14 protein-coding genes are annotated in these 13,791 nt (G+C 32.3%); 3 read left to right on the forward strand and 11 right to left on the reverse strand.

The features are described from left to right. Positions 1-94: 94 nt before the first annotated feature. A complete protein-coding gene (locus tag NZ698_RS04085) occupies positions 95-1,324 on the forward strand; it encodes a PQQ-dependent sugar dehydrogenase (protein WP_263001815.1) in 1,230 nt (409 codons plus the stop codon). Positions 1,325-1,388: 64 nt separating this feature from the next. Here NZ698_RS04085 and NZ698_RS04090 read toward each other — a convergent pair whose 3' ends face one another. Further along, positions 1,389-2,552 (reverse strand): cytochrome-c peroxidase, encoded by a 1,164-nt coding sequence (locus NZ698_RS04090; protein ID WP_263001816.1) that lies wholly within the window; start codon positions 2,550-2,552, stop codon positions 1,389-1,391. A gap of 90 nt (positions 2,553-2,642) precedes the next feature. Then, positions 2,643-3,020, reverse strand: a complete 378-nt coding sequence (locus NZ698_RS04095; protein ID WP_263001817.1) for a DoxX family protein — start codon at positions 3,018-3,020, stop codon at positions 2,643-2,645. Positions 3,021-3,210: 190 nt separating this feature from the next. On the opposite strand from NZ698_RS04095, the gene NZ698_RS04100 reads away from it, so the two are divergent. Together NZ698_RS04100 and NZ698_RS04105 are read left to right on the forward strand one after the other, a co-directional pair. Beyond that, positions 3,211-3,477, forward strand: a complete 267-nt coding sequence (locus NZ698_RS04100) for a hypothetical protein (protein WP_263001818.1) — start codon at positions 3,211-3,213, stop codon at positions 3,475-3,477. A 156-nt stretch (positions 3,478-3,633) separates the two neighbouring features. Beyond that, a complete protein-coding gene (locus tag NZ698_RS04105) occupies positions 3,634-4,341 on the forward strand; it encodes a DUF421 domain-containing protein (protein WP_263001819.1) in 708 nt (235 codons plus the stop codon). Positions 4,342-4,420: 79 nt separating this feature from the next. On the opposite strand, the gene NZ698_RS04110 is transcribed toward NZ698_RS04105, so the two are convergent. The 9 genes from NZ698_RS04110 to NZ698_RS04150 all read right to left on the reverse strand — a co-directional run bounded on the left by NZ698_RS04110 (position 4,421) and on the right by NZ698_RS04150 (position 12,976). Then, positions 4,421-4,843: a hypothetical protein gene (locus NZ698_RS04110; RefSeq protein WP_263001820.1), complete on the reverse strand. Its 423-nt coding sequence runs from the start codon at positions 4,841-4,843 to the stop codon at positions 4,421-4,423. A gap of 186 nt (positions 4,844-5,029) precedes the next feature. Next, the gene (locus tag NZ698_RS04115; protein ID WP_263001821.1) at positions 5,030-5,734 is read right to left on the reverse strand and encodes a lycopene cyclase domain-containing protein; all 705 of its coding nucleotides are present in this window, start codon (positions 5,732-5,734) and stop codon (positions 5,030-5,032) included. After that, positions 5,735-6,193: a sterol desaturase family protein gene (locus NZ698_RS04120; RefSeq protein WP_263001822.1), complete on the reverse strand. Its 459-nt coding sequence runs from the start codon at positions 6,191-6,193 to the stop codon at positions 5,735-5,737. A 1-nt stretch (position 6,194) separates the two neighbouring features. Further along, a complete protein-coding gene (locus NZ698_RS04125; RefSeq protein WP_263001823.1) occupies positions 6,195-6,662 on the reverse strand; it encodes an SRPBCC family protein in 468 nt (155 codons plus the stop codon). A gap of 26 nt (positions 6,663-6,688) precedes the next feature. Continuing rightward, positions 6,689-7,525 (reverse strand): phytoene/squalene synthase family protein, encoded by an 837-nt coding sequence (locus NZ698_RS04130; protein ID WP_263001824.1) that lies wholly within the window; start codon positions 7,523-7,525, stop codon positions 6,689-6,691. Between the two features lie 11 nt (positions 7,526-7,536). Beyond that, a complete protein-coding gene (crtID, locus tag NZ698_RS04135) occupies positions 7,537-9,000 on the reverse strand; it encodes a bifunctional phytoene desaturase/3,4-desaturase (RefSeq protein ID WP_263001825.1) in 1,464 nt (487 codons plus the stop codon). Between the two features lies 1 nt (position 9,001). Next, positions 9,002-9,676, reverse strand: coding sequence for a MarR family winged helix-turn-helix transcriptional regulator (locus NZ698_RS04140; protein ID WP_263001826.1), 675 nt, complete (start codon positions 9,674-9,676; stop codon positions 9,002-9,004). 172 nt (positions 9,677-9,848) lie between these two features. Further along, positions 9,849-11,204 (reverse strand): T9SS type A sorting domain-containing protein, encoded by a 1,356-nt coding sequence (locus NZ698_RS04145; protein ID WP_263001827.1) that lies wholly within the window; start codon positions 11,202-11,204, stop codon positions 9,849-9,851. A 362-nt stretch (positions 11,205-11,566) separates the two neighbouring features. Continuing rightward, positions 11,567-12,976, reverse strand: coding sequence for a tetratricopeptide repeat protein (locus NZ698_RS04150; protein WP_263001828.1), 1,410 nt, complete (start codon positions 12,974-12,976; stop codon positions 11,567-11,569). Positions 12,977-13,791: the final 815 nt, after the last annotated feature.

Genomic DNA, 13,791 nt, shown 5'->3' on the forward strand with positions numbered 1-13,791 from the left:
GCTTAAACTTTGATGCTTAGCTTTTAATATTTCGTAACCATAATACATAATATTAAATAATAAACCAAAATCACTAAACACCAAAATTTTAAATATGAAAATGAAACTGCATTACTTAATGATTGCATCATCGATGCTTTTGATCAATTGCGTAAATGATCCGGATGATAACGGAGGAAACAATGGCGAGACATTTCCACCCGTGGAAACCAATCCTGCAAATACCAATTATGCACCTGCATTTGCGGGACAAACTAGAATCAATGCCGTAAAAACTACAACACCTTATCAGAAAACAATTCTTACTTCTGCACTTACTTCACCTTGGGGAATTACGGGTCTTCCTGACGGCAGATTACTGATTACTCAAAAAACAGGAACCATGAGAATTGTTACCAGTACGGGAACGGTCGGAAATCCTATTACTGGTCTTCCGGCTGTAAACTCTACCGGTCAAGGCGGATTGTTGGGATTGTGTCTTGACCCTCAGTTTTCATCCAACAGGATGGTTTATTGGGTGTTTTCTGAGAATGTCGCTGGTGGAACTTTGACAGCAGTTGCGAAAGGGAGACTATCAAATTCTGAAACAACCATCGAAAACCCAACAGTAATTTATAGAGCAAATCCGTCAGCTTCAACGGGTAATCTTCATTATGGCGGAAGAATTTTATTCGATTCTACAGGAAATTTATTTGTGAGCACAGGAGAGCGATCAGATCTTTCAACAAGACCTTTGGCGCAATCGGTTACTGCTGCAATCGGTAAGATAGTCAGAATTACAAAAGACGGTCAACCAGCACCGGGAAATCCTACATTCAGTCAGTCCGGAGCTCTGCCGGAATTGTACAGCATTGGTCACAGAAATCCGCAGGGATTGGCGATACATCCTGTTACAGGAGATCTTTATCAGGGTGAACACGGTCCGAGAGGAGGTGATGAGATCAACCGTATTCAGGCAGGAGCTAATTATGGATGGCCAACAATTACTTACGGAATTGAATACAGCGGTGCGGTAATCGGAAACGGAATCCAACAGCAAACAGGAATGCAGCAACCGATTTATTATTGGGATCCTGTAATCTCACCTAGCGGAATGACGTTCTATAAAGGAAATAATATGCCTGAATGGCAAAACAACCTTTTCATCGGATCTTTGAGCGGAATGCATATCGCAAGATTGGTTATCGAAAATAATAAAGTTGTAGGCGAAGAGCGATTATTGGCTGATGAAAATCAACGTTTCAGAGATGTTACCCAAGGTACTGATAATGCGTTGTATGCCATTACTGATGCGGGAAGATTGTATAAAATCAACAAGCAATAAAATATATTTATAATTAAAATGCGTAGAATATTAAGTGGGATCTTCTTGATATTCTACGCTTTTTCTATTTTGGAAGTTTCGGGGGAGCAGGTCTGGTCGTAGGAGTACTCAATGTTCCAAGGAATGCTTCGAGCTGCAACATTTCTTCTTTTGTTAACTCCAAAAGTTTAAGCATATCCGATTTTTCAGATTGTAATGAAATTCCCTCATGAATGGTCGATCGGTGTTTTGCTAATTCGGGATTTCCTGTATTATAGAAATTAATGACTTCAGCTAAAGTATTGAAAGAGCCATTGTGCATCCAAGGTCCTGTTTTGGTAATTTCTCTCAATGTAGGAACTCTGAATTTTCCTACATCAGAAGATTTTTTTGTAATTAAATATTGCCCCAAATCTTCCTCATCAGAACTCAAGAGAGAAGTTCCGTCATTTTCAAATAAATTATTCGAAAAATATCCTGAATTGTGACAATTCATACACTGAGCTTTGGTTCTGAAAAGATGTAGTCCCATTACTTCATCGTCAGTATAAGCTTCTTTATCACCATCAATAAATTGATCAAATCGACTTGCAGGACTTATAATCGTTCGTTCAAATGTTGCAATAGCTTTCGCTATTCTGTCTTTTGTAATTTTTTTATCACCAAAAGCTTTTTCAAAAAGCGGTTCATAGCCTTTTACTTTTAGAATTTTCTCAGTGGCGATATCGATGTGCTCGTGCATTTCCCTCATATCTTCAATCGGCATTTTTGCCTGATCTTCAAGAGATGCCGCTCTTCCGTCCCAAAAAAGAGATTTTGCATAAGCAACATTCATAATGGTCATCGCATTTCTGTTGCCCAATTGTCTGTCATGTCCGAAAGAAAATTTTCGGTTGTCTGTCCAGCTCAATTCAGGATCATGGCAAGACGCACATGCAATTTGATTTGATCCTGAAAGCCTTGGATCGTAGAATAATATTCTTCCTAAAGAAGCTTTTTCGGCAGAATAAGAATTGTCTGATGGAAATTCAATTTTTGGAAGATGACCGATTTCTGAAAATGCTGGTTTTGAAGGATCAAGAATTGGTTTGGGCCATTTCGAAATATCACCTGAAGAATAGGCAAGTCTTAACTGATCAATGAAAGATTGCTTTTTCTTAATCTCTTTGTAAGTCTTCGTGTGCAGGCAGTTATTGAGTAAAGTAACGGTTAAAAACAAAACCAAAACCCAGCTTACTGCGTTCTTCATTTTCTGTAATAATTTCAACAAAAATAATCATTCTAACTTTAGAATGATTATTTTGTAAAATCTGTTTGATGAATTTAGTGAAAATTCAGTTTAATCTTCCATAGACTTTAACGCCCATCCAATAAGAAGAGGCTGCATAAATAATCGAGCCATCCTTCTTTCGTCAGTATCTAAGCCAAAAGCGTCTCTCTTGTTTTTATATTGTGCGATATTTCCCGGAAAAACAGCTGTAAAAAATGCGGCAGTAAATTTCCCTAAAAGACTTCGGTATTTTTTCGGAGTAGCAATAATCGTTGCTCCTAAAGCAATTTCTACATAACCGGAATAAACTACTGTATCATCTTTTTTTAATGGAACCCAATCCGGAACTTGCGCCTGAAATGGTTTTCTTCCAAAAGTAAGATGAGCAATTCCTGCACTGATGAGCATTGTACCCAATGCAATTCTTGAAATGTTTTTAGTATCCATAATAATATTTTGTTTCTTGGTAAAGACAAAATTCAGACCAGTATAAGTATTTATTTTAAATTAAATTATGACGGTATAGCTTTAAAATTTTAACATAAAAAATCAGCATATTAAGCTGATAATGTGATTGTAATCATAAATAAGTCATGGAAATTTCGTATCTTAGCATTCACTACCAAATCTATATTTTATGGAACGAATTAAATTTCTTTTGGACGACATGCCTGTTCAGAAGTCAAGAAAAGCAACCGTGATGGACGGTATGAATTTCAGCGAGATAAAGAATTTCTTATGTGAAGCTGATAATTACAGTTTTGATCAGATCAGATTAAGACTTAAACCTAATCTTAATAAAATTGTCATTGATATTGCTACCGGAATAAGGTATCCTGCATTTGATGATTTTATGGCTAAAATTCAGCAAAGTAAATATGGAAGTTATTTTGATTTGAAATAGTTTTCTCAATTACCAAAAATGAAGCTTTTATAAAAGTTTTAAGAATTTATATTAAAAGTGAGAACCTTCGGATTTGAAATTCAGATTCGGAGGTTTTTAATGATAGACGTTTTCCATTGGCTTATTTTTTGACTTTAATTTTCAAAATTATTATTTATGTATCTCTCAATTTTCTTAAATTTTAGCTGGAAAGAATTTTTTCTCGGTAGTGAAGATCTTACTTTCATGTTTGAAATTGTTTTACGAACCATCATTATGTTTCTTACAATCATCATCGGTTTGAGAGTTTTGGGAAAAAGGGGAGTCAAGCAACTGTCTGTTTTTGAATTGGTTGTCATCATTGGTCTGGGTTCTGCAGCAGGAGATCCTATGTTTTATAAAGATGTTGGAATTGCTTCTTCCATTCTCGTTTTCACTATAATTATCCTTGGATACAGCCTTCTTACACATCTTATAGGAAGATTCAAAAAAATTGAAACTTTACTGGAAGGAAAATCTATCTGTCTTATTGAAGAAGGTGTTTTTGCAATAGATAATTTTAAAAAAGAAAATCTGGGCAGTGATGAATTCTTTTCAGAATTAAGATTAAAAGGAGTTTCTCATCTTGGTCAGATAGAAACTGCAATAGAAGAGACTTCTGGAGATATCAGTGTTTTCTTTTATGATGAAAAAGATATCAAATTTGGTTTACCGGTAATGCCACATTCATTAGATCATCCTTTGCAAAATATTGATAATGATGGACATTATTCATGTACGTTTTGTGGATTTACAGAAGAAAAAAACATAGGAAATGCAGGAAAATGTAAAAATTGTAAAAGAGATAATTGGGTAAAAGCTAGCAATAAGAAAAGAATCACTTAATCAATAAAATCCCCGACTTAATTTCTAAGTCGGGGATTTTCAATTTAAGATATATATAATTTAGATTTGGTCGGTAGCCTTAAGCTATTGCTTCGTTCTTAAAAATGTTTTTCATAGAAATTCCTGTATCTCTTCCAAACAGACTTGAGAAAATGTTCTGAAACTCATGAATATATTTGCATCTGATTGAATTTCCATAAATTTTCAGACCATCAACAATTTTTTTTGAGTTTAAATCGATATCATATTTAATGAAAGATTCCGGTCTTTCGTATCTGATTCTGTGATCTGAAGTATATGTTTTCATAAATCCAAATCTTTCAAGCCAGGCTTCATTGATCGTAATCGGTTGAATTGAATCTGCAGGTACATCAAAACATTGATTATCATTTTCAATCTTTACGGAATAATCATTTTTTTCATTGTGAAAAATTTCGGTAATCGTGAAAATCTGGCCTCTATAATCTACCAGATTTTTAATTTTTAAATCTGTAACGTTCATAATATTTGTGGTATAAGTGGTTTAAAATAGCAGTTGCAAATACTATGCCTTACATTATTTGTGTGGTATGTAAAAGTGACTAATAATGAATAAAAAATTTTAAACTTATTCTTAAAAGAGATCAGTCACAATTTGTTGTGGTTATTAATTTTATCAGATTTTTTTTATCTGGTTTAAAAATAATAATTATACGGTTGATTCCTCTGTCTTTTGATTCTTAAATCGGTGAAAAAAATAAAGATTCCATAAGATCATTTCGTAGCCGTAAACAGTGTCTTCAATCGGAATGGTGAAAATTCTCAGACCGATTATTTTTTCAGGATTGTAATTGACGATTGGAGAGTCAAGTCCGGTTCCGGTAAGAATTCCATTGACAGCAAGAAAACCGGGCATCAATATTAAATAAATTAAAGAAGCTTTTCCAATCCATTGAACTTTAAGAATAAAATAAAGAATAAAAAGACTGATCGCAGATGTAAGAAATGTAACGAATGGATAAATTTTACTTCTGAAATAAACTGAGAGAAAAAGTAAAAGTAAAATTGAAATTATGACAAATACTTTTTCAAAATCTGGCTTCCAATCGAGCTTAAAAAATTTATCCAGGCAAAAATAAGTAAACACGCAGGAAAATGGAATACAGATAAAGAACATCAACTCTTCAATCGGTAAGCCGAAAAGTCGGCTTCCAATCAAGTATTGGTCATTAAACCACCAAACTCCATGTTTCGTAAACCAGACATCCCAAACAATAAAAAAGACAGCAACTAAAAAAGAAGCCATCAAAAATGCTTTAAAATGTCTATGAAACTTTATTTTTGGATGAAAAGAAAACAAAAAACAGATAATCACCGTAAAAAAGTTGATCGCCAAATACGTGTATTGCAACATTTATTTCTTGTTTTTATTAAAATACATTTTAAAATATTTCACAGGAACCCACAGAAATCCGAAACATTCTCCCATTTCTTTTCCTGTATGTTTATGATGTTGTTTGTGAGCTCGTCTTATCGCAAGTAAATACGGATTTTGGGTATCTCTCAAAAATTTAAAACGCTGATGAATGAAGATGTCATGGACGAAAAAGTACGCCATTCCGTACAAAGTAATTCCGATAGAAATATAAAAATAAGCATTGAAATTATGTACCGTTCCATAGTACATCATCGCTATAGTTGGAATTGCGAAAATTGCGAAGAAATAGTCGTTTCTTTCCATATGACCATCATTGCTGTGATCGTGATGATCGCGGTGAAGTGTCCACAGAAAACCGTGCATAATGTATTTGTGAACCATCCAGGTAATTCCTTCCATGATAAAAAATGTCGCTGCTACAATCAGAAAATTCATATTAATTTTGTTTCTGGTTAAACATTTTTTCCAAAATATTAAAACGGTAACTGAAAATATGCTCAACTTTATTTTTAACAAAAAGTCTGTGTGCAATTTCACCTAAAAATCCCATCGGAAGTTCATAGTCTACAGTATCTTTTATCAAAACTCCTTTTTCATTCAGAATAAATTCATGAAAATGATTCCATAATTTGTAAGGACCTTTCTTTTGAAAATCAGTAAAACTTCTGTGATGATTGACCTGTGTGATTTCCGTTTGCCAATCCATTTTAATTCCGAAAAGTGGAGAAACGTAGTAATCGATGATCATTCCTTCATAAATTTCATCGCTTTCCATTTTTGTACGAACGATGAAGTTCATGTCTTTCGGGGTAATTTTAGAAAGATTATTGGCAGCTGAAAAGAATTTCCAGGCAGTTTCTATATCGCAGTTTATTTGTTGTTCTCTTTTGAGCTGGTGTACCATTGTGATGTTTTAAAGTAAATTTAATTCTATAAAAAAGACATTTTGTATTGAACATAACTGCTCATCATCAATGAAAATTTTCTTCCGTTTGAAATTCTGATTCTCTGATTGATGATTTTTTTGGCCGGAGTTCTTTTAATTTTTCTGAATAAAGAAATGTAATATCTGTAAGCCAGATAAACGCCAAATCTTGCTGAATTTGGTAAGTTTTTAATTCCTTCCAAAGCTTCTTTAAATTCCTGCTGAATGTCATTTTCTATATGTTCTTTCACAGAATTATCAAAATATGTGATGTCAACATTCGGGAAATAAGTACGTCCCAAAACCTGATAATCGTCTTTCAGATCTCGAAGAAAATTAACCTTTTGAAAAGCCGATCCTAGCTTCATTGCCGAAGGTTTCAAAATTTCATATTGCTCCTTATTCCCATCAACAAAAATATGAAGGCACATCAATCCGACAACTTCTGCAGAGCCTAAAATGTATTGTTTGTAAAGATCAGAATTGTAATCGATTTTCTGAAGATCCATTTCCATGCTGTCGAGAAACTGGTAGATTAATTTCACATCAATTTCGTATTGGTTAATCGTTTCCTGAAAACATTGTAAAATTGGATTTAACGAAATTTTTTCCTCTAAAGCCTGATTTGTCTGTTCTCTGAAACGCGAAAGTAGGGTAGAACGGTCATAATCATGAAAGCTATCCACGATTTCATCGGCTAAACGCACATAACCATAAATTGCATAAATAGAATTTCTAATCTTTGGTGACAACGCCAAAATCCCCAATGAAAAACTGGTACTGTATTGTTTTGTGGTCTGTTTACTGATCTTGTATGAGAGATCGTCAAATAGTTTTTTCATAATAATATTGGTTATTTGGTGGCTTCTATTGCTGCAATTTTCCCTGAAATAATCGATGGCGGAACTCCCGGTCCCGGTACGGTCAATTGTCCGGTATAAAATAAATTGCTGACTTTTTTATTTTTTAATGAAGGTTTCAAAACTGCTGTCTGGGAAAGCGTATTTGCTAATCCGTAAGCATTTCCTTCGTATGCATTGTAATCTTCTTTGAAATCTTTGATGCAGTAACTTTTCTTATATTCTAATTTTGATTTTAAATCTGATGTTCCGGTGTGTTTTTCAAGTCTGAGAATCATTTCGTCAAAATATTTTTCTCTTACTTCATCACTGTCTTCCAAACCTGTCGCAACCGGCATCAAAAGAAATACGTTTTCGCAATTTTCCGGAGCTACATTTTCATCGGTTTTCGATGGACAGCAAACATAAAACAGAGGTTTTGTTGGCCATTTTTTATCATCATAAATCTCGGTAGTATGCAAATCCAAATCATTTTCAAAAAACAAAGTGTGATGCTTTAGATTTGAGATTTTTTCTTTAAATCCTAAATAATAGATTAAGCATGAGGGCGCAAAAGTTCTCTTTTTCCAGTAATCTTCCGTGTAATTTCTGTATTCTTTAGGAAGTAAAATGTTTTCTGTATGGTGATAATCAGACGATGCAATCACGGTGTCAAATTCAATATCCGTTCCGTTTACTGAGATCGCTGTAGCCTTATTTTTATTAATTTTTATTGAATCAATATTTGAATTCAAATGAAATTGAACTCCCTGTTCCTCTGCAACATCTGCCATCGCATCAATAATTTTGGAAAATCCACCCATCGGATACCAAGTTCCCAATTTGTAACCACCATAATTCATCAGACTGTATAAAGCAGGAATGTCTTTTGGAGCAGCGCCAAGAAAAATTACAGGAAATTCCATCAACATAATCAACTTTGGATCTTTAAAATATTTTCTTACAAATTTGTGGAAATTGGATAATAGGTCTAATTTCAATGCACTTTTAGCAATTTTCGGAGAAACAAATTCAAACCATGAATGACAAGGTTTATTGACGAAATCTTTCATCCCGACTTCGTATTTATACTGAGCGTCGTCCATGAATTCGTCCAGCTTTTTTCCTGCACCTTTTTCTGTAGATTCAAAAAGATTTCGAATCTCATTGTAATCGTGCGGAATCTGCATTGTTCCGTCCGAAAAAACCATTTCAAACTGTGGATTTAATGGAACTAGTTGAAAATAATCTGAAGTTTTTTTATTAAAATCGGTAAAGAAATTTTCAATAATATCGGGCATCCAATACCAACTCGGACCCATGTCAAAAGTATAACCATTATCTGTGGTAAATTTTCTTGCTCTTCCACCTAAACTGTCGTTTTTTTCAAATACATGAACCTCATGACCTTTTTGTGCAGAGTAAGCTGCAGCCGACAAACCTGAAAATCCTGATCCTATAATTGCAATCTTACTCATATTAGTTATTTTCAAATGAAAAATCATTATAAACAGTTTCTATAAGATTTTTACTGTCGATATTTTTGTGATAAATCGGATGATGAAACTGATCTAATTTATTTAAAATCCGAATCAATTCCATTTTTTCTAAGTGTGTAAGATTTCCTGAAACAATCTTTGTTGCCTTACGAATTTTACTCATTTGGTTTTCAAGAATTTCTAAGCCTTTTTGGGTAATATTGATCAATTTAATTCTTTTATCATCCACCGAATCAGTTTGCTCAATCCAGCCTTTGTTTAAAAGTCTGTTAATAATCAAAGTTCCGACTGGTTTTTCGTGAATGTTTTTTTTGATTAAATCAATTTTTGACATCGCACCTAAAGCTTTTAAATTAATTAAGTAAATAAAATCTTCCTGTGTTGAAAATTCAGAATCTGATATTGCTGATTTAGAATAGGATTTTGCATATCTGTTAAGATGTACGAGCAAAGTGCTGATCGCACTTTCCGGGCTTCTTCCTTGATCTTTTCCTTCCCAGTCTGTATTGATATCTTGATCGTCATGTTTTTGAGATTCCTGATCAAAAATCCAAAGTTTAAAACCTTCAATTGTTGAAGGATAGGCTGAATTTTTATTACTTAAATTAAATTCTTCGAGTAATGTGACGGCATCTTTTATTAAATCAAAATCCATTTAGATAAATTTAGAATATAAATATTCATTAATTAATAAATAAGGTTTATTTATATTTTAAATATTATCAAAAATGATTCCACAAATCTGTTGTTAGCAATAAAAAAATAAGACTCTGCAGGCAAAGTCTTATTCTCTCTAATTCTAATTTTTACGTATGTTATGAAGCTTTTTATTTTTTGATGATCTTTTTGGTGATTATTTTATCTGTTTGTGTCTTTATTGTTACAAAATATACACCTGCCGTTGCGTTTGAAATATCTATTTTTTCAGCATCATTTTGAGATGTGACTGTTCTTCCTGCAACATCGGAAACTTGAACTGATTTTATTTTGTCTTCACCTTTCACGTAGATAATTCCTGTAGTTGGATTAGGATAAACTGTTGAAACTTCTTTTTTGGCATCATTTACAGATAAATTAGATAAGGAAATTCTCTTTACTTTGGTTGTACCTTGTGAATATGCAAGAACCAGATAATTGTTGAGTGCATCAATTGCCAAATCATTATATGTTGCCTGATCGTCAGAAACGAAACTTCCTCCAAAAGATGACCATGTATCTGTAACGCTATCAAGCTTATATACTGTATTTTTCAGGTGATTTCCATCAGAACTGTCCCATTGACTTGCCACGACAAAAGGTGTTCCGCCTGAAGTGACGGCAATGGCAAGATGCTGAACTGCTTTTGCAGAAAAATTAGCATTACCAACCTGACTCCATGAAGTGCCATTCCATTTTTTTACATTTATTTTTCTTCCACTTGTGGAATTTGAGATGTACGCAACATATACATTGTTATTTCCATCAATCGCAATGTCAGAAGTATACTGTTCACCTGAAGATGAAGCGTCTACGATGGCTCCTCCAACCATTGTCCAGTTGTCTGTAGATGTAGCAGATGTAGTGTTCTCATAAACTCTTACTCCGCTTGAGACATTGCAGGTGTAAATTTTATTGTTGGTTCCGATTACCATTTCTGCAAATGCTGCTCCGCTTGAAAATCCTGCATTTCCTACCTGTTCCCAAACATTATTTGCAAATCGTCTTACCGTACCCGATCCGTCAGATGAATAAGTGAAAAGTACATTTGCTGGTGACACCGCCGAAGCATGAAAATTTACCGTGTTACTCGTAGCACTTGTTAAAGCGGACCATGATGTGCCACTAAACTTTCTTACTTCCAACCCGGTTCCCTGATTGGTGTAAAATACATTTCCCAAACCATCCACTGACAAAGAATTGTAAAGTGCAATTCCTGTAGTGATTCCTGCAGTTCCTCCCAAATACGACCAGGAATTTCCTTCAAACTTCTGTACAGAACCTTTTGAAACTGAGGTGTCGTAATATGACAGATAATACTTTCCTGTAGCATCAACTGTTAAATTGTTATAACTTGATCCTCCTGCAGAAACATTTGCCGACGATCCTACATTTTCCCACTGTTGTCCTTTTAGAGAAAGAAAATTAACAGCTAATCCAAAGAGTAGAAGTGTTCTTTTAAAAGTGAAAGAGTAGTTTTTTTTCATGATAATTAATTTTAGATTTTTATAATTTTTATATTGTTTTTTTAAGTTTTCCGAAATTATGTTTTTGATGTACGAACTGCTCCAAAAGAATTTAACAAATGTAGGATGAGATTTGTTTAAACTGAAATATTTTGAAGATTTGAAGCTAAATAATGATACTCATTAGATACTTTATGACTTATAATTGATATTGTTGATTAATTTACAATGTTGAAGATGTAAACTTATCACCGTACTTAGTGTTATGAATTTTTTTTAAACAAAAAAAAGTAGTTCTTCAGTAGATGTATTGTCAACAAATAAAAGCCATTATCATTTAATTAATGATAATGGCTCTAAATATCTAAAAAGTATATAATGAATTAAATATTATCTATGAATTGATAAATATCTTCATTTGCAGGAATTTCTAATTTTTTTCTGATTCTGTATTTTTTATTTTGTACCGTGCGCGTTTCTATGAAAGTATATTGTGCAATTTCTTTGGTTGTCAATTTCAGCTTTAATAAAGCACAAAATTCAATTTCGGACTGTTGAAGATCAGAAGTAATGTGTAATAACTTACTTGAAAACTCAGGGAAAATATTTTCAAAAGTAAACATGAAAGATTCATCCTTATTTTTGACCAAAGTAATTAATTGGTTGTAAACTTCCTGTAAATTGAGATCAGTTTCTTTCTTGTTTTTTCTCTTAAATCTGTACATGAAAAGTCCGAAAAATCCTATGAGAACAGCAAAAGCAATTCCGAAAATAAGGATTTTTTGAGAACTGTTTTCGTCTTCTTCAATCTTTTCTTTTTCAATGACTTTTTGAAGCGAGTTGTATTTGCTCTGCAAAATATTTAAGTCAAGTTGCTTCAATTTTTGTTGATAGAAATCTGCACTGTCTTTATTCTTAGTCTTTGTATAAATTTGTTGTAAAGCTGTGTAAATATTAATTTTATTGAGTTCAATTCCATTTTTATGACTAGTAAATAAGGCTTTATGAAAATTGGCAACCGAAGTTTTGAAGTCGCCTCTGGATTTGGCAACTTCACCTAAAACAATATAATTGGAAACCATTGCTTTGTCATTCGAAAGAGATTTTGGTCTTAATTCTATAGATTTTTTCACATAATAATCTGCAGAATCTATATTGTACTGAATGTAAATATTAGCAAGATTAGAATAATTCAGATATTGAAAATTAGCGTATTCTTCCGAGTTTGTAAGTTCTTTTCCACTGTTTATTTCTTCAAGAATTTTTTTAGCAGCTTTGCGTGGTTGATTGATATCAAGATAAATATTTGAATAACTGTTTAGTATATTAGATTTTGCGTAGAATATCTTTTTAGATTTAGACTGATCTTTTTGTAGAATTTCGTAAGCATTATTCAGATAAACGATTGCTTTATCATGAAATTTATTGATGGAATAAGTTTCTGCCAAATAGATATTTGCCATCGCTTCATAATAGTAATTATTAAACTCACGAGATTTTTTCTGCAGATTTTCCGTCGAAACAATCAGGCTGTCTGTCAGATTTTTGCTGTAAAAATACCGGCATTTTCTGTCGAGAAGTTTCATCTCAGAAAGCGAATCTTTTAAAATTCGGGCTTCATGTAATAATGGCCTGATTTGTTGATATGCGTTATCAATATTAGTACTAAAAAGTTCGGAGTTTTTTGAAACTTTTTCCCTGAATTTTTCTGCATGAGTTGGCTTTTGAGCTCGTAGTAAAACACTCATTAATAAAACAGTAAAATATAAGAATTTCAGAAAAGCCCCTTTCATTTTAATAATTCAATTGTTATTTAGATGCTTTTTTGTGAGATGTGGTGCTAATTTACTTAAAAAATATCCATTTAAATAGAAATTATGCGCAAATTTTCGACTTGCTGTAGTTTTATCTAAATCATAAAATAATTAGACCTAGTGAAATAGTGAATTATTAATTTTAAAATTGGAGTTAATGTAATTTCCAACTGATTTTTCAAATTATAAAATCAATGAAAAGTACTAATATCCAGAAAATCTAAGATTATCGTTTTCTGACTATTGTCGAAAAATCTATATACTTATCTAAGATTATTTAATAATCAATCTTTTTTTGTGAAATAAGTAGAGATAATTTTATATTTGTATAAATTATACTAAGACAATTTGATAATTAAACTGAGATTTTAGTATGTTATTGTTCGTAATATCAGTACATTATATGCTAATTTTAAATTGATGTGGTATTTTTCATAAAAAATACAGAAACACTAATATTAATTGTTAACTTTATTTGGTATAATTTTAGTAACTCAAAAAAAAATATTTTAGATATAAGATTAATATGTAAATTTACTTAGCAATTTTCTTAAAGTAGTGAATCGAAATAATAACATTTTTAATGATAACTATTTTTTGATTGCTACATTGACGGACTGTTGGGTAATTACACATTTATAATTTCTATAAAATAAATATTTTAGAGTTAAATCAAATCCAAACCAATATTAATATCGTAGCTATTATAAATCTTTTCAAGAAAGAGGGAAATCTATACAGCCCAATTACTTTTAAAAAGATGTAGTGATAAACTAAAGAATAGGATATTAAGA

It is taken from the genome of Chryseobacterium edaphi (genome assembly GCF_025628985.1).
GTDB lineage: Bacteria > Bacteroidota > Bacteroidia > Flavobacteriales > Weeksellaceae > Chryseobacterium > Chryseobacterium edaphi.

Bases quoted from the DNA above. Each gene is read 5' to 3' on its own strand.
- NZ698_RS04085 (WP_263001815.1), top strand. From the start codon at position 95: ATGAAAATGAAACTGCATTACTTAATGATTGCATCATCGATGCTTTTG.
- NZ698_RS04090 (WP_263001816.1), bottom strand. From the start codon at position 2,552: ATGAAGAACGCAGTAAGCTGGGTTTTGGTTTTGTTTTTAACCGTTACT.
- NZ698_RS04095 (WP_263001817.1), bottom strand. From the start codon at position 3,020: ATGGATACTAAAAACATTTCAAGAATTGCATTGGGTACAATGCTCATC.
- NZ698_RS04100 (WP_263001818.1), top strand. From the start codon at position 3,211: ATGGAACGAATTAAATTTCTTTTGGACGACATGCCTGTTCAGAAGTCA.
- NZ698_RS04105 (WP_263001819.1), top strand. From the start codon at position 3,634: ATGTATCTCTCAATTTTCTTAAATTTTAGCTGGAAAGAATTTTTTCTC.
- NZ698_RS04110 (WP_263001820.1), bottom strand. From the start codon at position 4,843: ATGAACGTTACAGATTTAAAAATTAAAAATCTGGTAGATTATAGAGGC.
- NZ698_RS04115 (WP_263001821.1), bottom strand. From the start codon at position 5,734: ATGTTGCAATACACGTATTTGGCGATCAACTTTTTTACGGTGATTATC.
- NZ698_RS04120 (WP_263001822.1), bottom strand. From the start codon at position 6,193: ATGAATTTTCTGATTGTAGCAGCGACATTTTTTATCATGGAAGGAATT.
- NZ698_RS04125 (WP_263001823.1), bottom strand. From the start codon at position 6,662: ATGGTACACCAGCTCAAAAGAGAACAACAAATAAACTGCGATATAGAA.
- NZ698_RS04130 (WP_263001824.1), bottom strand. From the start codon at position 7,525: ATGAAAAAACTATTTGACGATCTCTCATACAAGATCAGTAAACAGACC.
- crtID (WP_263001825.1), bottom strand. From the start codon at position 9,000: ATGAGTAAGATTGCAATTATAGGATCAGGATTTTCAGGTTTGTCGGCT.
- NZ698_RS04140 (WP_263001826.1), bottom strand. From the start codon at position 9,676: ATGGATTTTGATTTAATAAAAGATGCCGTCACATTACTCGAAGAATTT.
- NZ698_RS04145 (WP_263001827.1), bottom strand. From the start codon at position 11,204: ATGAAAAAAAACTACTCTTTCACTTTTAAAAGAACACTTCTACTCTTT.
- NZ698_RS04150 (WP_263001828.1), bottom strand. From the start codon at position 12,976: ATGAAAGGGGCTTTTCTGAAATTCTTATATTTTACTGTTTTATTAATG.